Genomic DNA, 17,473 nt, shown 5'->3' on the forward strand with positions numbered 1-17,473 from the left:
CTCATCGCCAAAATCGAGGGCCGTCACGAGGACGTCCCCTTCGAGTGCGAAGCCGAAATCATCGTCAGAAAATCCTCCGCCCCACCTCCAGAAAATTGAAGGTCAAAGATGCCTGAAGTGGACAAGGTAGACTTCATTTCCGGCGCGACAAAGCTATTCGGAATCGTCGGCCATCCGATCGTCCAGGTCCGTTCGCCGGAGATGATTACGGCCGAGTTCCACCGCCGACGCCAGGATGCCCTGATGCTGCCTATCCACGTCCTGCCGGAAGATTTCGACGCGGTCCTTCCGAATTTGATGAAGGTCGAGAACCTGGGGGGACTGGTCTTCACGATTCCATTCAAGAGCCAAGCCCTCCGGCTGGCCGACGAGGTGGGACCGCACGCTCGCGTCGCCGGGGCCATCAACGCGCTGGCCCGCGGCGCCGACGGACGCTGGCGGGGCGAGGTATTCGACGGGATTGGATGCGTCGAGGCTTTCCGCCGCCGCGGCATCAGCTTTGCGGGGCAGCACGTCATGCTGATCGGGGCCGGTGGCGCCGGTACGGCGATGGGGGTGGCCATCGCCTTCGGGGGGCCGGCTTCGATCCGCCTGTTTGACATCGACCGGACCCGTGACGCGGCCTTGGCCGAGAAGATTCGACGCATTGACCCCAAGATCGGCGTCACGGTCGGCGAGCCCCTGGTGGAGGGGCGCGATATCCTGCTCAACGCCACGCCCGTTGGCATGCTGGACGACGCCCGCCTGCCTCTGCGGTTGGATGCCTTGCCGTCACGCCTCGTTGTCTTCGATGCCATCGTAAAACCGGAGAGGACTCCCCTCCTGGTTCTGGCCGAACGATGCGGCTGCCAGATGATCTATGGGACAGAAATGATGCGCGGCCAGATCAGTCAAATCGCCACCCATCTCGGCGTCGTTGAGAAACGATCCGAAGACGAGTGTCGAACCTAACGGCGTCGACGCAACCCGGCGGACCTCGGTTCCCGTATCGATGAATGACGGCCTCTTAGCAGAACGGCCGTTGTCGGGATCGGATCGATGAAGGCACTGGCCATGCATCGCATATTCCAAAGTTTCGTCGACCATATCTCGGAAAGCGTCGATCCGTTCGCCCTGCGCGCCACCATGGCCGACACGGCGGCTGCTCTCGATCTTTGCCGCTTCGCCTATCTCTCGGTCCCGCCGCAACGCGGGGCCGACGCCCTCGTCATCTCGACCTATCCCCCCGCCTGGACCACCCATTATCTCGAAAGCCATTACGAGCGCCTCGATCCCGTCGTTCTTCGAGCACGGCGGGATGCCGAGCCCTTCGACTGGGGGCTGGCAACGGGTCAGCGCGACCTTTCGGGTGCACAGCGGCAATTCTTCGACGAGGCCGCCGAGTTCGGCATCCGCTGCGGGTTCACGATTCCCATTCACGACAGCCGCGGTTTGGTGGCCGCCGTCACGTTCGCTGCCAACGAACCCTATGCCGCCTTTCGTCGCGCCATCGACGCCCATGCCGAGGGGCTGCAACTCATGGCCATGTATTTCCACGTCCACGTCCGCCGAAAGCTCGCCGCCGACCGGCTCGTCGACGGTGTGACGCTGTCGCCGCGCGAGTACGAATGTCTGGCGTGGGCTGCCCAGGGAAAGTCGGCCTGGGAGATCGGGCGCATCCTCGGAATCTCGCGCCGCACCGCGGCCTTCCATCTCGAGAACGCCAAGGCCAAGCTGGGCGTCCGCTCGATCGCCCAGGCCGTCGTCCGCCTGGCCGCCTCCCGGTCTTCCCTCAACTGATTTTATTCCATGCGGATACCCTGTGTAGTTGTACAGGATGTCCTGGCTCGCGGATTCGTCTTTCCTACGCAAAGGTTCCTTTGCGTAGGAGGCAATGATGATCCAACTGGTCACATCCGATAAATACGGCGACTTCACTGCCGATCTCGCCGAGATGTTCCGCTTGCGCTACCGCGTCTTCAAAGAGCGCCTCGGCTGGGACGTCGAGGTCAGCGGCGGCATGGAGATCGACGAGTTCGACGCCCTCCATCCATCCTATCTACTGCAACGCAGCGCTGAAGGCCGGATCCAGGGCTGCGTGCGCCTGCTGCCCTCTACCGGCCCGACCATGTTGCGCGATACCTTTCCGGTTCTGCTGGCTGGCCACCCCGCGCCGGCGAGCCCCGATGTCTGGGAGAGCAGTCGTTTTGCCCTTGACCTCGGGCGCGATGTGGCGAAGGCGGCCGGCGGAATCGCCCGGGCGACCTACGAACTCTTCGCCGGCATGGTGGAGTTTGGTCTGTCCCGCCGCCTGAGCGCCATCGTCACCGTCACAGATGCCCGCATGGAGCGCATCCTGCGGCGCGCCGGCTGGCCGCTGAGTCGCCTCGGCGAGCCGAGACGTCTCGGCTCGACGCTGGCGGTTGCGGGCTACCTGGACGTTTCGACGGAAAGCCTGCAGCGCCTGCTACGCGGCGGCGGCCTCGAGGACCTGGGACTCGAAACGCCGGCCGTGTTGGTCGCCGCGTAGCTCCACTGCAACGAGGCGCCGATTGACGCGAGGCGATTGCTGAAAGAAAGAATCGGGAGGTAGAGGCCATCGGCCTCGCGACGATCGCGGGACACCCACCGCATGGTCGTGGCGAGCGAACCCCCGGACCGGCCGGACTGGCGCCTTGAGGCGAGCTATGCCTACGCGCGCGCCCTGCCACGGCGCGGCTGGGCCTGGGAGTTCATGAGGCGCAATCGCGACTTTCGGCGGGACTGGGCTGATGCCTCGGCCTCGGTCACGGCGGAAAGGCGTGGTGACCGCCTGACCGTGCTGACCGCCCGCCGCGAGTTCGGCGTCCTGACGTCGTGGGGCCTGTTTTTTCGCTGAATCGCCCGAGCGGGACTCGGCCACGGCCGCCGTCTTCTGGGACCCGTGCGCATGCCCGCACGTCCTGCCGGTCGCGGCAATCCCGGTGGGATCGGGAGACGCCGGAATCCCCTTGTGGCTCTCCGAACTCGGCTGCCGGACAACGGTTCTGCTGACCCCTGATGGGATGCAGCATCTCGAGCTCCGGGACGGCGGCCGGGCGCTCCAGCTTTGCGTGAGTGGGGCGAGTATCTTCGATTCCGTCCATCTGATGACGGACGCCGTTGTCGATCCCCGTCGTCTCCGGGCGCGGCTCGACGCGCTCGGTTGCCTCAATGAGCTTCTTGCCGAAGGCAAGTTTCCCGCGCGGAGCCGCCCCGACGATTCGCGAGGGCGGCGTCTGCGCGAGGTTCTGCAAGCCCTCGACGGCTGGCTGATCGGCGCGTCTTACCGTGAGATCGCCATCGCCCTGTTCGGCGAATCCCCGGTCGAGGCCGACTGGCGCGATCCACGCGACCACCTGCGCGACCGGGTGCGCCGTGCCATCCGCCGCGGCCGCACCCTCATGGCCGGCGGCTATCGAATGTTGTTGTTGTGAAACGACGCTCAGGCGCTTTCCAGCAAGTGCCGGTAGCCCGAGCGGGTCATCCAGTGGGCGCGCGCCAGATGGTCCTCCCAGCAGCGGCGGGCCGAAACCGGATTGGCGTCCAGATCGCGGTGCAGGACGACTCGGGCCACCTCGGGCCATTCGGCGCCTTCCGCCTCGGCGTCGAGGAGGCGAACATAGGTGACGAAGTGGGCTTCGTCATAGGGCGTGAGCGTGTCCGACCACGGGACCTCATCGGCAATATCGGGGGCGGAGATGGCGTTCGCCATGACGTTCCTCTCCTCTGCCGGCATCGCACCATGTTTGCTGCCACATATCAATACATAATATAGTTGATAAACTTATAGTATGTAATTGGCTGACTTTGGCGCATGGACATGCGCAAGCTGGTCGGCCGAAACCTACGACGCCTCAGGCTCAAGAAGGGCCTGACCCAGGAGCAGTTCGCCGAGCGTTCCGGGTTCAGCCAGCAGTACATCAGCGGCCTGGAGCAGGGACGGCGCAATCCGACGGTCGTCACCCTTTACGAGTTGGCGACCGCGCTCGGCGTCAGCCACGTGGATCTGGTACGCGCAGACAGGGCCGATTAGGGGCATTTCCTGATTTTTGTGACGGAGGCTCCGTGCGTGATGGCGCACGTTGTCTCGTGGGCGAAGTGTCGGATCCCTTGTAGGCCCGCCGCGGCCGGCCGCAACTCTCCGCTGACGCTCCGGGTCCTCCACGCTGTTCCGGCCCTTCGGGTGCGGCCCGCCTTTGCGGCGGGCCTGCCGGTCGCTTTTCGCCGCCCACCCCGCTTCCGGGGAAAGGCTGGCGAGTTTTGGCAAGCGGAGGTCTGCCATGACGGAGTCCAGGCGGGAGAGTGTCTATCAGGAGGTCACCGAGCGGATCCTGGAACAGGGCCGGGTGCCCTGGGCGCAGCCCTGGGGCCGGGCCAAGGCCAAGGCCGGGGTAGGGCTGCCACGCAATGCCGGCAGCGGCCGCCCCTATTCCGGGATCAACATCCTGATCCTGTGGGGTGCCGTCATCGAGCGCGGCTATTCGGTGCAAAGCTGGCTCACCTTCCGCCAGGCCCTCGCCTTGGGCGATCCGTCAGGTCACAGGGACAAGTCCGCTCATTGGTTGGCCTGAGCGGCTGTTTCCCTGAAGATCGTCTCCGCGTCGGCTCCCGCAGGCAGGCGCATCGGCGTCTCCGGCTCCGTCACCGCCCGCCACACGGCCTGCGCCACGTCGTCAGCTTCTGTTTTTTCGGTCGAACTGCGCATCGTCGCCAGATAGTCCTGCACGAAAGCCTCATAGGGCGGCGGGACGTCCATCCCCATCCGCGCCACGGCGTTCTTCCCGAAAGAGGTCGTCGGCGCCGAACCGGGCAAGACAAGCCGCGTGCGGATGCCGAATTGCGCCGTCTCGAGGGCGAGGCTCTCTGTGAAAGCATTCAGTGCGGCCTTGCTGGCGCTGTAGACCGATAGCGCTGGAAACGGGCGCAGCGTCACGCTGGAGCTGATGTTGACGATCACGCCCGCTTTGCGCGCGCGCATGCCGGGCAGAACGGCCTGGGTCACAGCCATTGCGCCAAGGACGTTGGTCTCGAACAGTTCGCGGGCCCTCGCGATATCCACGCCCTCCAGCACGTTCAGCATGCCGACCCCGGCATTGTTGACCAGCGCATCGAGAGGATCAGCGTCTGCGACGGCTCGCGCGATGCTCGCAGCATCCGTGACGTCGAGCGGCAGGATTTGCAGGCGTTCGTCCCGAGGCATTCCATGTGCCTCCGGGGTTCGCATGGTCGCGATGACCTCCCACCCCTGAGCGAGGAAGAGATCTGCCGTGGCGAGGCCAAAGCCGGACGAAGCGCCGGTGATGAGAATTCTGGGCATTGATGTATCTCCTGTCGGTTTCAGAACACGAAGATGGACACATCATCCCGGACTTTCTATATTTAGTAGTCCATATTGATTGAGTGAAAGTCCGAATTCTTGCCCGACCCGATCTCCGATCCGCTCGCCAGTGTTGTCGCGCTGCTGAAGCCGGAACCCTCGATCTCCAAGCTCGTCAGCGGGGGCGGCCCTTGGCTGGTTGAGCGCAGGACCATGCGGAGCCCGTTCTATTGCGCCATGGTCGAGGGGACCTGCCTGCTGACCATCCGGGGCCGTTCACCCCTTATGCTCGAAGCGGGTGACTTTGTGCTGGTGCCCGAAGTGTTCGACTTCACTATGTCGAGCATCGATCCACCGCCCCGCGGCGCTCCACGCCTGCCGTTGGAGACGGGGCCGGGCATATTCCGCCTTGGCGAACCGGACGCTCCGATCGAAGTGCGTTGCCTGGTGGGCCACTGCACCTTTGCCTCGCCTGATCGGGATCTGCTCGTCTCGCTTCTGCCGCAAGTGATCCATGTGCGTGCGCAGGATCGCCTGATCACGCTTATGCGGATGATCCAGGAGGAGACGCAGAGCGATCGTGAGGCTCGCGACATCGTGCTCCGGCGGCTTCTGGAGCTGCTTCTGGTCGAAGCGTTGCGTTCCGTCGAGAGCACGATGGCAGAGCCCGGCCTGCTCCGCGGACTTGCTGATCCCCACCTGGTCCTGGCGCTGCGGCGGATCCATGCCGACCCCGGCGCACGTCTGTCGGTCGCGGGACTGGCCGACGCAGCGGCGATGTCCCGCTCAACCTTCTTCGACCGCTTTCGCCGCGAAGTCGGGACCGCACCCATGGAATACGTGGCGGCCTGGCGGATGGCGGTGGCAAAGGAATTGTTGTTGCGGGGCAACCTAGCGATAGCGGAGGTTGCGCAGTCCGTCGGCTACGGCTCGGCAAGCGCGTTCAGCATGGCGTTTTCGCGGCATGTCGGGACATCGCCCGGAGCCTTCGCAGGTAATCGTCGAGCTACAGGACATCGGCAATGGCACTGGTCCTCCTCTCAATAAATTGGACCGGAAGTGATGAGAGTTTTCCGGCTATGGTTAGATGAAGGGAGGGGACCATAGCCGATGAAGAAGTCGAAGTTCACGGACCAGCAGATCGCATTTGCGTTGCAGCAGGCGGAGGCCGGCATGCCGGTTGAGGAGGTGTACCGCAAGATGGGGATCAGCCAGGCGACCTATTTCCGTTGGAAGAAGTTCAACGGTGGACTGATGCCGAGCGAGGTTCAGAAGCCGCGTCATCTGGTGGAGGAGAACACGCGGCTGATTGTGCCAATGATCGAGCGTTTTATGGCAACCGACCGAGGCTTCGCCAAAGCCAGACGAACTCGATTAGTCGCCCCGCATGAATAATTCGCTTTATCGCAAGGGCGATCGCCGTAAACGGTGAAGCTGGCAGTGATCGCTTGTTAGGTTTGAATGCGATACATCGGCGTGTCGATGTATTCTCTGCTGAGCGCCACACGGGAATTCTCTGGCCACGGAGGTGGTTCTGTGGACATGGACGATCCGAAAAAGCCTGAATTTGCTTCTTGGCAGAGCTATGAAAAGTTTGCCCGACGGGTGCGACACGTTCGTCGCTACGTTTGGGATGCCGAGGTCCGTGCGTTCTTGGATACGGTGCTCGCCACTCTTCGAGATCGCGACGTCATTATCCAGAAAGACGCGATTTTGTGCCGTGCACAACGCGGGATCGACTACGACCCCGTCGTCGAAGATGGAGTCGAAGTTGGAGAAGAGCCGCATGGCTTTGGCACCGCTCGGATGAAGCCGATCACCAACCGCGCCCGAGAGGGGCGGGTCAACCCGGCGGGAATTCCCGTTCTCTACCTTGCCTCCAACGAGAAGACCGCCATCTCCGAAGTCAGACCGTGGGTCGGCTCGGAAATTTCCGTTGCACAGTTCAAAATCCTACGAGACCTGAGAGCCGTTAACCTGTCTTTTGGCCACGGTCAGATGGCGCTCGGGCAGATGACATTTGCCCATCTCCTTGGTGAAGAAGCACCGGACGCGGAAACGAAAGAGAAGGCCGTTTGGATCGATATCGATAGCGCATTTTCCAGGCCAATCACACTTTTCGATGATTCAGCGGAATACGTGCCGACCCAAATCCTGGCCGAGCTCTTCATGGACGCGGGATACGACGCCATCGTTTATCGAAGCCAGTTCGGGGAGAAGGGCTATAACATCGCGCTGTTCAACGTTGACGATGCCGAAGCCATCAACTGCGCGCCGTATCGCGTAACTGGCATCGACGTGAATTTCGAAGAGATGGGCAACAGGTGGTTTTCGACAAAGCACCTCGAATCAAAGAAAAATGAATCGGACTGACCGCAACCGTGCCGATATCCTCTGGTTTCACCTCGCCCTCCCTAATTTCCTTCAGTCAATTTTGATTTGGGCGCCCGTCCGGCTTTGAGGCCGGACGCCGGGCTCTCGTGAACCGAGCCGCCTGACAGCGTCTCGGCCCTGCGGGCTTCGATCCCTTGCGCATTAGGCAGCCCTTCGGGGCTGCCCAACGGTCGCCGCCCTCACACGGGCGGCGAACTTGTTTATGTTGCCTTTCCACCGGTTCGCGGGGAGGGCGGCGCTCCCTTGTAGGCCAGCCGCGGCCGGCCGCAACCCTCCGCTGACGCTCCGGGTCCTCCACTTCGTTCCGGCCCTCCGGGTGCGGCCCGCCTTTGCGGCGGGCCTGCCGGTCGCTTTTCGCCGCCCCCCCCCGCTTCCGGGGAAAGGCTGGCGAGTTTTGGCGAGCGGAGGTCTGCCATGACGGAGTCCAGGCGGGAGAGTGTCTATCAGGAGGTCACCGAGCGGATCATTGCCGACCTGGAACAGGGCCGGGTGCCCTGGGCGCAGCCCTGGGGCCGGGCCAAGGCCGGGGTAGGGCTGCCACGCAATGCCGGCAGCGGTCGCCCCTATTCCGGGATCAACATCCTGATCCTGTGGGGTGCCGTCATCGAGCGCGGCTATTCCTCGCAGAACTGGCTCACCTTCCGCCAGGCCCTCGCCCTGGGCGGCCATGTGCGCAAGGGCGAGCGCGGCGTTGCCGTCGTCTATGCCGACCGCTTCACGCCTAAGGACGAGAAGGCCCGCGCCGAGGCGGAGGGCGACGAGCCCCGCGCCGTCCCCTTCCTCAAGCGCTTCACAGTCTTCAATGTCGCGCAGTGCGACGACCTTCCTGAAGCTGCCCGTGAGGGGGCCGAGCCGCTCCCCGAAAGTGAGGTCGTTCCGCGCGCCGAGGCGTTGATTGCGGCGACCGGCGCCGACTTCCGCATCGGCGGCGAGCGCGCTTTCTACGTGCCGGCCGCCGACTATATCCAGGTGCCGCCGCAGCCCGCCTTCTTCGAGCCGATCAACTATTACCGCACCTGTTTTCACGAGTTCGGCCATTGGACCGGCCATGCCTCGCGGCTGGCCCGCGACCTGTCAGGCTCGTTCGGCTGCAAGACCTACGCCCGCGAGGAACTGGTGGCCGAGATGGCGTCCGCCTTCGTCTGTGCCAGCCTGAGCATCACGCCCACCGTGCGGCATGCCGACTACATCGGTTCGTGGCTCGAGGTCCTGCGGGAGGACAACCGCGCCATCTTCCGCGCCGCCAGCCACGCCTCCAAGGCCGCCGATTTCCTGCTGACCTTCCGCGAAGAAGCCGAGGGCAGGGAAGTCGCCGCATGAAACCGCTCCCGCCCTTGCCCCTCGCCAGCGAGCCGACGCCCGAAGGCGAGCAGACCCTGATCCCCGGCGTCCGGCCGATCAGCCTCCGCGAGCGCATCGAGGCCCGGATGGCCGCGCCGCTTCACCCGCGCGTCCCCCAGAAGCCGCTGAACGTCGGCCTTTTCGACGAGGACGCACGCAACCAGTTGAGCCTGTTCTAAGGAGGGAGGCCGCCATGATCCTGATTCCCGATGACATTCGCGAACGCCTTCTCGCCAACGGTGCGGTCGAGCCCGAGGCCGACCCCGTGCCGGTGGTGAAGCTGTTTGATCCCGCCGGCGCGGCCACGTGGCTGATCACCGAGATGATGCCTCACGAGCCCGACATCCTGTTCGGCCTCTGCGATCTCGGCTTCGGCTGTCCGGAGCTTGGCTATGTCAGCTTGGCCGAGCTTGAAGGCGTCAGGGGACCACTCGGCTTCGGCATCGAGCGCGATCTTCATTTCGTCGGCCGCTTTCCCCTCTCGGTCTATGCCGAGGCGGCACGCCTCGCCGGGCAGATCACCGAGTCCGAGCGCCTGCTCGCTCAGGCCGCCGCCGCGTTGCGTGCCCATAACCCCGAGCTTCCGCCCAATGGGGCGTGACCACAGCGCCGATAGGCGACGCACGGTTCCGCCCATACCCCTGTCGGGCGGGATCGCCAATTCCAGACCCAAGGAGAGTGACCATGCAGCTTCAACACATCCCCCTCGACCAACTCGATGTCTCCGCCTTCAACATGCGTCACGCCAAGCGCCCGCCGGACGTTGCCGACATCCTGCCGAGCGTTCGGGCGCGCGGCATCCTGCAACCCCTTCTGGTGCGCCCGAACGGTGAACCCGATCACTATGAGATCGTCGCCGGGCGGCGCCGCTACTTTGCGGCCAGGGCGGTTGCCGAGGAACGCGGTGAAATCGAGCCCTTGCCGTGTGCCGTCATGGAGCCGGGCGACGACGCGGGCGCGCTCGAAGCCTCGCTGATCGAGAACGTCGCCCGCCTCGACGCCGACGAGATGAGCCAGTACGAAACCTTCGTCCGGCTGACCCGGGAAGGGAAGTCGGTTGCCGAGATCGCCGAGACGTTCGGCATCACCGAGATCATGGTAAAGCGCCGTCTCGCCCTCGGGAACCTCTTGCCGAGGATCAGGGCGGCCTACCGCAAGGACGAGATCGACGCCGAGACGGTGCGCCATCTCACGCTTGCCTCGAAGGCGCGGCAGAAGGACTGGCTCGCGCTCTTCGACGACCCCGAGCAATATGCCCCGCGCGGCTATCAGTTGAAGCAGTGGCTGTTCGGAGGGCAATCCATTCCGACCGGCGTCGCCCTGTTCCCGGTCGAAGACTATCCGGGCCAGATCGTCGCCGACCTGTTCGGCGAGGACGCCTACTTCGCCGACACTGACCTGTTCTGGCAGAAGCAGAACGAGGCCATCGCCGCCAAGCGAGACACGCTGCTCGCCGCCGGATGGGGCGAGGTCGTGGTCCTGGAGCCCGGCCAGGGCTTCCGCAGTTGGGAGCACGAGAAGACCCCGAAAAAGAAGGGTGGCAAGGTCTATATCGCCGTCTCCCATCGCGGCGAGGTCGAGGTCCACGAGGGCTGGCTCAGCCGCAAGGAAGCGCGGCGCGCGGCCAGACAGGCGGCCGGAACGGCGGGTGAGGGGGAGGCTCCCGCCGTTCCCAGGCCCGAGGTCACCAAGGCGATGCAGACCTATCTCGACCTGCATCGCCACGCCGCCGTCCGGCTGGCACTCGTCGCCCATCCCGGCGCGGCGTTCCGGCTCCTGGTAGCGCACGCCGTCGCCTCGTCCGGCCACTGGCAGGTGAAGCCCGAGCCGCAGGCGGCGCCGACCGAGGCCATCGCCGAGAGTATCGCAACCAGCCCGGCGCAGCAGGCCTTCGCCACCGAGCGGCGGGAAGCCCTCACGCTGCTGGGCCGGTCCGAGGATCACCACACTGTCGCGCAACCGGGCTACGACGCCTATCTCACGGCGGCGGTGTTCGCGCGGCTGTTGACGCTTTGCGACGAGGACGTGCTGCGCATCGCAGCCTTCGTCATGGCCGAGACGATGGAGGCGGGGAGCGCCGTGGTCGAGGCGGTCGGCAACCACCTGAACGTGGATGCCGGCCAGCACTGGCAGCCCGACGACGCCTTCTTCGACCTCATCCGCGACAAGGCGGTAATCAACGCCATGCTGGCCGAGGTCGCGGACAAGGCGGTCGCCGACGGCAACGTCGCCGCGAAGGCGAAGACGCAGAAGAAAATCATCCGAGACTGCCTCGACGGCTCCAACGGCCGCGCCAAAGTCGAGGGCTGGCGTCCTGGCTGGATGGCCTTCCCGGTGCGGGCTTGCACCGAGACCGGCAGCCTCAAAACGGCCGAGGAATGGGCGCGGGTGCGTTGCCTGTTCAATGCCGAATGATCAGTCGCGGGGCGGCGACCGGAAGGTTGCCGCCCGCCTTCTTCCTTCGCCTGCACGTGTTTCACGCTGATGTCACGAATGGTCGAAGCGGGAGGGAGCGGTCACTGGCTGCGGGAGCATCCCTGGCAGAGAGTGGCATTCGTTCACCCTCTCGATCTGAGGGTAGCGCAAGGAATTTGCGGAACAATTGCAGGACACCTACAACCAAGTTGAGCCCGGCAAGGTCAAAGCTGCAGCCACTTCGGCGCGATGTTCTCAGGTACCCTTAGCCTCAGACATATAAATCACCGGGTGCCTCTGGGAATACTCTATGTGAGTCTAGTTCATCTCAGTTCGATGTTAGCCTGATCCAATTTCGCTTTCGATTTCTGAAGTACGCTTCCGAATTTGCGGCAAAAGTTCAGCCATCTTCTTGGCGCAATCTGAGCGTTGTTGGAACCCCTCAGGTGTCAAATATTCTTTGCTATCCTCGTATTCCTCTAATGTTACTTCTAACTCATGGATATCACGGAGAAACTCCTTCTCATCTTCCCCATCATTGATAATATCCTCCATAATATCGTCGCGGTACTCGTCTACAGCAGCAAGAGTGCGTTTGGTTTGATCTGCAACACTCTCCTCAGCATCAAGTTCTTCTTCTGGAAAACTACTATCTTCGTTCAAAATAATCTTCTCCTTTACTTGTACTTCGTGAGCGCGGCCGGCGTAACGTCGAGAATCTTGGCGATCTCGCTTTTTTTAAGTCCCGCGTTTCTCAAAATATAATATAAATTTTTTCCGTCATCGCTAATCCTGCCTCCTGACGTTTTTGCCACAGATACGATTCTCTCAAGGGTATTCGCCTTTTTCTCGAGAGCCTGGATTTGCCTCTCCAATGGGCTCTGTACCATTTTTCATCTCCATTATATCATATAATCAAACATAGTTTAAAACGTAACAGATAATTTATAAACTTACAAGGAATTTTTGTCTCGCGTCAGGACGACTGCCTGAATGCGGGGCGTCCACCTGAGGACTCGTCGTGATTCCCAGGAAATCCCGACTTCCTGGAGGTCCAATGTACGGCAAAGCCCTGCTTGATCAGTCTTCAGTCGATGAAAGACCGGCACCACTCCTGGCAGGCCGTCTGTACCTTGTCGGAGATCCTGCCGAGTTTGTTCGGGGTCATGGAATCCCAGCGACAGGACGCGGAATTGGCGGTCCTCGGCTATCGGCAGAGCACGACACTGGTTGTGCTGGCAACGACCGTGGCCCTTATCAACGAATCGTGCGTCCAGGAGATAGAGTTTCTGGATCGCGTCGATAACGCGTCCCGCTCGCTTCCAGTCTACGCCAAGCCCTCGCTGTGGTCTCGGAGGACTCCTGTCGGCCAGTCCGTGGGCTTATATAGGAGCGGGCGCGCCGATGGAGCGAGGTAGAGGAAACACCTGTAGCCGCCGTCCCCGCCTGAGCGAACCGGCTGCCTCGCCTCGATCCTCCGTCGCTGCAAGCGCCCATGCGCCCATGCGCCTGCTCCGGCTTCGAAGACCTATGGCAGTCTCCGGCCCGGTGAAACCGGCGGCGGCGGCTATTTTCCCCGCCCGCCTGCGCTTCGCTTCGGCGGGCTTCCTCGCGGCCGCTGCGCTCCAAAATAGCCGCCGGCGCCGGTCCTCCGCGGTGCTCCGGCCCTGCGGGTGCACCGGCCCGGTGCCCGCCATGAACGGTCCGCCGTGAGCAGGGCGATGGGCGCCCCGCACGATCAAAGGAGGATCAAATCATGGCAGCGATCGGTTACGTCACCCGTCAGGCGGACGGCTCCTACAAGGGCTTCATCAAGACCCTCAGCATCCGGCGCAGCGTCGTCCTCGTGGCCAACCGCGACAAGGACGGCGACAACCAGCCCGACTACCGGCTCTTCACCGATGACCGCGACCGGGTGGAACTCGGCGCCGGCTGGACGCGGGTGGGCCAGAACTCGGGCAACAGCTACGTCAGCTTGAGCCTGGCCGCCCCGGAGTTCGGGCCGCGCAAGCTCTACGCCAACCTCGGCCGCGCCGCCGGGCAGGACGATCTCGACGCCTTCGCGATCATCTGGAACCCGGCCGACTGACAGTCACACCTTCGGCCCCGCGCCCTCCCGGCGCGGGGCCTTTTCCCTGTCATCTCGAGGGGGGCGAATCTCATTGCGCCGGTTTTCGCCCGTCCCGGAGCGGCCCCTCGTGCGGCCATCCTCGCCGTCACGGGCGCGACCTTTGCGGTCGATCGCCCGAGACAGCGAGGGATGAATCATGATCGACGACGAGAACGAACGCGCCGCCCGTGCGAAAAAGGGAAGCCCTTTCCTCAACACCGCCCAGGCCGCCTTTTATGTCGGCCTGTCGAGCCGAACGCTGGAGAAGATGCGGGTCATGGGCGGCGGCCCCAAGTTTCGCAAGCACGGCCGCTACGTCCGCTACCACATCGACGACCTCGACGCGTGGTCGGAGGCACGCAGCAAGAAGTCGACCTCCGATGAATGAGGATCGGCTGGTTCGGGCGGGCGTCCTTCGTCCGACGCGGCCTCGGCGACGGTGTCGTCACCCCCGTATCCCACTCGTCTTGGCCGGTCTCGGACTCGCGGCGCTCGGCTTCGCCGCGTTCGCCGATCCGGTGCCGCGTCTCATCTGGAACGCCAGCGCCAGCGCACCGATCGGCCTCTACTGGGTCGATCATGATGCGTCCGCCCGCGGCGACTTGGTGCTGGCCGAGCTGCCGCCGCATGCCCGCTGGCTCGCCGCCGAGCGCGGCTACCTGGCCGAGGGTATGCCGCTGGTGAAGCGCGTCGCGGCACTCGGCAGTGATACAGTCTGTGTCGTTAGGGCAAGAATCTTCATCAACGGCTGGCCCGTCACCGAGCGGCTGGCGGAGGATCATCGCGGGCGGCCGCTGCCCCGTTGGAACGGCTGCCGTCGTCTCGCCGACGATGAAGTCTTCCTGCTGATGGCGAACGTCCCGGACTCCTTCGACGGGCGGTATTTCGGGCCGGTCCATCGCGCCGCCATCCTGGGGACACTCCTGCCTCTGTGGATGGGGAGCACACCCGGAGAGTGAGAGGGCCTCGTCTCGGCCTTCCCATCGTACCAGCCGGGACGAAGCGCCCGTCAAGGAGGCGCGGTCCCCCCAAAATGCTGGCGCATTTTGGCTCCCCCGCGCCCCGCTAGCGCGGCGCCTGCGGCGTCCTTGACCGGCGCTTCGCCGACCGATGCCAGGGGCTGTCCTCGATGAGGAGGACGGCAACCCTGGAGGTTCCGATGACCAATCTACACGCACATCCGCACACCGCGTTCGACCGCTTTCCGCAGCTTCGCCGTGACCTGATCGCCGAGTTCGGCTCCGAGAATATCGATGCCATCGCCGAACATTTCATCGCCGCCGAGCGTGCAGATTTTCACTGGGATGGACGCATCGCGGAGATGAATCTCGGTGCCTGGGAGCAACTCGACGATGCGGATGAGGCGGTCGAGCGGGTGGCAATTCTCGGCTATTTCCGCAGCCGTTATTATGTCGCGACCTGCTTGGTCGACGGCGATCGGCATGTCCAATGGCTGTTCGGACTGCGGCATTTCGACAGCTTCAAGGATGCGGAATGGGCGTTCCTAGTGAGTGTCGGATAACCCCGCCGGATGTTTCGGGAGCGGTGTCTTCGGGCGCCGCTCTCATTGCTTTCGGGGGCGACCTCTGAACCGGGATCCGGCATGAGATCGCAGATGGGCGTAGATGAGGGGGTGAGCCGTTCGAGGCCGCGGTAGGGCAAGATAAAAGGACGGCACCATGGGGCGCCTATGTCGTTGTCTGCACATCGTTTTTCGTGGCGCCATGCCCTGCCGGGCTGGCGCCAGGGTGGCGGCTAACCGTTGATCTGCCGCGAACTTCATGGCGCCGGCTTGTTGCCCGCGAACTTGCTGCCTAGTCGTCAGTGACGACACCGTTCGATGGGAGGTGACGATGGCGCAGGATGACGACTTCACGCCGAAGCTTGGTAGGATCCGCTTGCGGGGCAGCAAACGCGGGCGCCGTTATCTCCACCAGGTGCTGCGGGCCGTGGCGCTCGCCGGCAGCCGGTCGTCCGCGAGGCAGGGGCGCTTCCACGGCAACCGCATCGGCCGCGGGTCCGGCGTCGGCCGTGTGCTGGCGTCGCGCGACCGGTACGCCGCCTTCCGGGTTCGCCGCGTCGTCGTCAAGTCGCGGATCGTCAAGCTGAAGGGACTGGGGCTGAAGGCGGCCCGGCTCCATCTGCGCTACGTCCAGCGCGACGGCGTCACCCGCGAGGGCCTGCCGGGGGAGCTCTATGATGCTGTGTCCGACCGGGCCGACGGCAAAGCGTTCCTGGATCGGGGGAAGGACGACCGGCACCAGTTCCGCTTCGTCGTAGCGGCCGAGGACGGCGCCGAGTACGACGACCTCAAGGGCTTCACCCGCCGGCTGATGAGCCGGATGGAGGAGGATCTCGGCACCCAGCTCGACTGGGTGGCGGTCGACCATTACAACACCGGCCACCCGCATACCCACGTCGTGCTGCGCGGCCGCGACGATGAGGGCCGGGATCTGGTCATCGCCCGCGACTACCTGGCGACTGGCATGCGTGAGCGGGCAGCGGAGATCGTCACCTTCGACCTGGAGCCACGGACCGACATCGAGATCGAGGACCGCCTGCGCCTGGAGGTGGAGCAGGAGCGCCTCACCAGCCTCGATCGCCGCCTGCTGCGCGAGGTGGACGATGACGGCTTCGTCCGTTCCGGCACCGCGGCCGACGATGCCTTCCACCAGATATTGCGGGCCGGGCGGCTGCAGAAGCTGAAGCGCCTCGGGTTGGCCGAAGAGGGCGCACCGGGTCGATGGCGGCTGGCCGATGACCTGGAGTCGGTGTTGCGGCGGATGGGCGAGCGCGGCGACATCATCAAGGCCATGCACCGGGAGATGACGCGCCAGGGCGAGGGGCAACCGGCCTCCGACTACGCCATCTACGATCCGGCCGATCCGGCCGCGCGGCGGCTCGTCGGCCGGGTCGGGGCGCGTGGCCTCTCGGACGAGATCAACGACCGCCACTACCTGATCGTCGACGGCGTCGACGGCCGGGTCCACTACGTCGACATCGGCAAGGCGGATACCGCCGAGCCGTTGGCGGAGGGCGCGATTGTCGCCATCGAGCCGAATCACGCCGAGCCGAAGGCGGTCGACCGGACCGTTGCCCAGATCGCCGCCGCCAACGGCGGGCGCTACAGCGTCGACATCCATCTCCGCCATGATCCGAGCGCCACAGCCGCGTTCGCCGAGACCCACGTCCGGCGGCTCGAGGCGATGCGGCGGCGGGGTGTCGGTATCGAGCGGCAGTCGGATGGCGCGTGGATCATTGCGCCCGATCATCTGGATCATGCGGCGGCCTATGAGCGCGGCCGTGTGCAGGCAAGCTCGGTCACGGTGGAGACGCTTTCCGCGCTGCCGCTCGGTCGACAGGTCGAGGCCGATGGCGCTACGTGGCTTGACCGCGAGCTGCTCGCCGATGCACCAATCGCCGTCCGCGACGCGGGCTTCGGGCGCGAGCTGCGACGCGCCCTGGACCGACGTCGGCAGTGGCTCATCGAGCAGGACCTTGCCCACCAGGAGCAGGATCGGATCGTCTATCGTGCCAACCTGCTCGGCCTGCTGCGTCGGCGGGAACTGGCCCGTGTCGCGGGGCTGCTCTCAGACGAACTCGGCCTCCAATATACCGAGGCGAAGGCCGGCGACTGGATTGAGGGCGTCTACCGCCGGCGGATCGATCTGGCAAGTGGCCGGTTCGCGGTGATCGAGAGATCGCGCGAATTCACGCTGGTGCCATGGCGGCCGGTCTTGGCGCGCAATCTTGACAAGCCAGTTTCCGGTATCGTCCGCGGTGACACGATCTCCTGGTCGCTGGGGAGGAAGCGGAGTGGGCCGGGGATTTCATAGGCGGTGAGAATTCGACTTTCTGAATCGACGATCAGGCTTGGACGATGCGCGGGAACAGCT

At 64.4% G+C, this 17,473-nt stretch carries 22 protein-coding genes; 19 read left to right on the forward strand and 3 right to left on the reverse strand.

What is annotated here, in order from left to right; genetic code table 11:
- Window positions 1-108: 108 nt before the first annotated feature.
- The 5 genes from ODR01_RS20135 to ODR01_RS20155 all read left to right on the forward strand — a co-directional run bounded on the left by ODR01_RS20135 (window position 109) and on the right by ODR01_RS20155 (window position 3,434).
- The gene (locus ODR01_RS20135) at window positions 109-951 is read left to right on the forward strand and encodes a shikimate dehydrogenase family protein (RefSeq protein WP_316979495.1); all 843 of its coding nucleotides are present in this window, start codon (window positions 109-111) and stop codon (window positions 949-951) included.
- Window positions 952-1,053: 102 nt separating this feature from the next.
- Window positions 1,054-1,779, forward strand: coding sequence for a LuxR family transcriptional regulator (locus tag ODR01_RS20140; protein WP_316979496.1), 726 nt, complete (start codon window positions 1,054-1,056; stop codon window positions 1,777-1,779).
- A gap of 94 nt (window positions 1,780-1,873) precedes the next feature.
- Window positions 1,874-2,509: an acyl-homoserine-lactone synthase gene (locus ODR01_RS20145; RefSeq protein WP_316979497.1), complete on the forward strand. Its 636-nt coding sequence runs from the start codon at window positions 1,874-1,876 to the stop codon at window positions 2,507-2,509.
- Window positions 2,510-2,617: 108 nt separating this feature from the next.
- Entirely contained in the window at window positions 2,618-2,857 is a 240-nt protein-coding gene (locus tag ODR01_RS20150; protein ID WP_316979498.1) for a transcriptional regulator domain-containing protein, read from the forward strand.
- Between the two features lie 112 nt (window positions 2,858-2,969).
- Window positions 2,970-3,434 carry a DNA -binding domain-containing protein gene (locus tag ODR01_RS20155; RefSeq protein ID WP_316979499.1) on the forward strand — a complete coding sequence of 155 codons (465 nt, stop codon included), beginning with the start codon at window positions 2,970-2,972 and terminating at the stop codon, window positions 3,432-3,434.
- An 8-nt stretch (window positions 3,435-3,442) separates the two neighbouring features.
- Here ODR01_RS20155 and ODR01_RS20160 read toward each other — a convergent pair whose 3' ends face one another.
- Window positions 3,443-3,712: a DNA -binding domain-containing protein gene (locus ODR01_RS20160; protein WP_316979500.1), complete on the reverse strand. Its 270-nt coding sequence runs from the start codon at window positions 3,710-3,712 to the stop codon at window positions 3,443-3,445.
- Window positions 3,713-3,814: 102 nt separating this feature from the next.
- Between ODR01_RS20160 and ODR01_RS20165 the strand changes: the two genes are divergently transcribed.
- Both ODR01_RS20165 and ODR01_RS20170 read left to right on the forward strand, forming a co-directional pair.
- On the forward strand, window positions 3,815-4,033 hold the full coding sequence (locus tag ODR01_RS20165; RefSeq protein ID WP_316979501.1) for a helix-turn-helix domain-containing protein: 219 nt from the start codon (window positions 3,815-3,817) through the stop codon (window positions 4,031-4,033).
- 247 nt (window positions 4,034-4,280) lie between these two features.
- Window positions 4,281-4,571, forward strand: coding sequence for an ArdC-like ssDNA-binding domain-containing protein (locus tag ODR01_RS20170; protein WP_394356856.1), 291 nt, complete (start codon window positions 4,281-4,283; stop codon window positions 4,569-4,571).
- On the opposite strand, the gene ODR01_RS20175 is transcribed toward ODR01_RS20170, so the two are convergent.
- A complete protein-coding gene (locus tag ODR01_RS20175) occupies window positions 4,556-5,317 on the reverse strand; it encodes an SDR family oxidoreductase (RefSeq protein WP_316979502.1) in 762 nt (253 codons plus the stop codon). The genes ODR01_RS20170 and ODR01_RS20175 overlap by 16 nt on opposite strands.
- Window positions 5,318-5,416: 99 nt before the next feature.
- Here ODR01_RS20175 and ODR01_RS20180 point away from each other — a divergent pair, with 99 nt between their 5' ends.
- The 7 genes from ODR01_RS20180 to ODR01_RS20210 all read left to right on the forward strand — a co-directional run bounded on the left by ODR01_RS20180 (window position 5,417) and on the right by ODR01_RS20210 (window position 11,467).
- The gene (locus ODR01_RS20180) at window positions 5,417-6,364 is read left to right on the forward strand and encodes a helix-turn-helix transcriptional regulator (protein ID WP_316979503.1); all 948 of its coding nucleotides are present in this window, start codon (window positions 5,417-5,419) and stop codon (window positions 6,362-6,364) included.
- A gap of 63 nt (window positions 6,365-6,427) precedes the next feature.
- Complete coding sequence (locus tag ODR01_RS20185) at window positions 6,428-6,712, forward strand: transposase (RefSeq protein ID WP_316979504.1); 285 nt, start codon at window positions 6,428-6,430, stop codon at window positions 6,710-6,712.
- Window positions 6,713-6,859: 147 nt separating this feature from the next.
- Complete coding sequence (locus ODR01_RS20190) at window positions 6,860-7,690, forward strand: RES family NAD+ phosphorylase (protein WP_316979505.1); 831 nt, start codon at window positions 6,860-6,862, stop codon at window positions 7,688-7,690.
- A gap of 435 nt (window positions 7,691-8,125) precedes the next feature.
- Window positions 8,126-9,031 (forward strand): ArdC family protein, encoded by a 906-nt coding sequence (locus tag ODR01_RS20195; RefSeq protein WP_316979506.1) that lies wholly within the window; start codon window positions 8,126-8,128, stop codon window positions 9,029-9,031.
- Complete coding sequence (locus ODR01_RS20200; protein WP_316979507.1) at window positions 9,028-9,231, forward strand: hypothetical protein; 204 nt, start codon at window positions 9,028-9,030, stop codon at window positions 9,229-9,231. Before ODR01_RS20195 ends, ODR01_RS20200 begins: the two co-directional genes overlap by 4 nt.
- A 14-nt stretch (window positions 9,232-9,245) precedes the next feature.
- The gene (locus ODR01_RS20205; RefSeq protein WP_316979508.1) at window positions 9,246-9,653 is read left to right on the forward strand and encodes a DUF2958 domain-containing protein; all 408 of its coding nucleotides are present in this window, start codon (window positions 9,246-9,248) and stop codon (window positions 9,651-9,653) included.
- A gap of 83 nt (window positions 9,654-9,736) precedes the next feature.
- On the forward strand, window positions 9,737-11,467 hold the full coding sequence (locus tag ODR01_RS20210; protein ID WP_316979509.1) for a ParB/RepB/Spo0J family partition protein: 1,731 nt from the start codon (window positions 9,737-9,739) through the stop codon (window positions 11,465-11,467).
- 339 nt (window positions 11,468-11,806) lie between these two features.
- Here the strand turns inward: ODR01_RS20210 and ODR01_RS20215 are convergent, their stop codons facing one another.
- A complete protein-coding gene (locus ODR01_RS20215; RefSeq protein ID WP_316979510.1) occupies window positions 11,807-12,130 on the reverse strand; it encodes a hypothetical protein in 324 nt (107 codons plus the stop codon).
- Between the two features lie 1,093 nt (window positions 12,131-13,223).
- On the opposite strand from ODR01_RS20215, the gene ODR01_RS20220 reads away from it, so the two are divergent.
- The 5 genes from ODR01_RS20220 (at window position 13,224) to rlxS (ending at window position 17,413) form a co-directional block, all read left to right on the forward strand.
- Window positions 13,224-13,556 carry a DUF736 domain-containing protein gene (locus tag ODR01_RS20220; protein ID WP_316979511.1) on the forward strand — a complete coding sequence of 111 codons (333 nt, stop codon included), beginning with the start codon at window positions 13,224-13,226 and terminating at the stop codon, window positions 13,554-13,556.
- A 178-nt stretch (window positions 13,557-13,734) separates the two neighbouring features.
- The gene (locus tag ODR01_RS20225) at window positions 13,735-13,965 is read left to right on the forward strand and encodes a helix-turn-helix domain-containing protein (RefSeq protein ID WP_316979512.1); all 231 of its coding nucleotides are present in this window, start codon (window positions 13,735-13,737) and stop codon (window positions 13,963-13,965) included.
- A gap of 79 nt (window positions 13,966-14,044) precedes the next feature.
- Window positions 14,045-14,536, forward strand: a complete 492-nt coding sequence (locus ODR01_RS20230; protein WP_316979513.1) for a S26 family signal peptidase — start codon at window positions 14,045-14,047, stop codon at window positions 14,534-14,536.
- 200 nt (window positions 14,537-14,736) lie between these two features.
- Entirely contained in the window at window positions 14,737-15,099 is a 363-nt protein-coding gene (locus ODR01_RS20235; protein WP_316979514.1) for a hypothetical protein, read from the forward strand.
- Between the two features lie 331 nt (window positions 15,100-15,430).
- The gene (gene rlxS, locus ODR01_RS20240) at window positions 15,431-17,413 is read left to right on the forward strand and encodes a relaxase/mobilization nuclease RlxS (RefSeq protein ID WP_316979515.1); all 1,983 of its coding nucleotides are present in this window, start codon (window positions 15,431-15,433) and stop codon (window positions 17,411-17,413) included.
- The last annotated feature ends 60 nt before the right edge of the window (window positions 17,414-17,473 follow it).

Origin of the sequence: Shumkonia mesophila (genome assembly GCF_026163695.1) — a bacterium.
GTDB classification, from domain to species: domain Bacteria; phylum Pseudomonadota; class Alphaproteobacteria; order Rhodospirillales; family Shumkoniaceae; genus Shumkonia; species Shumkonia mesophila.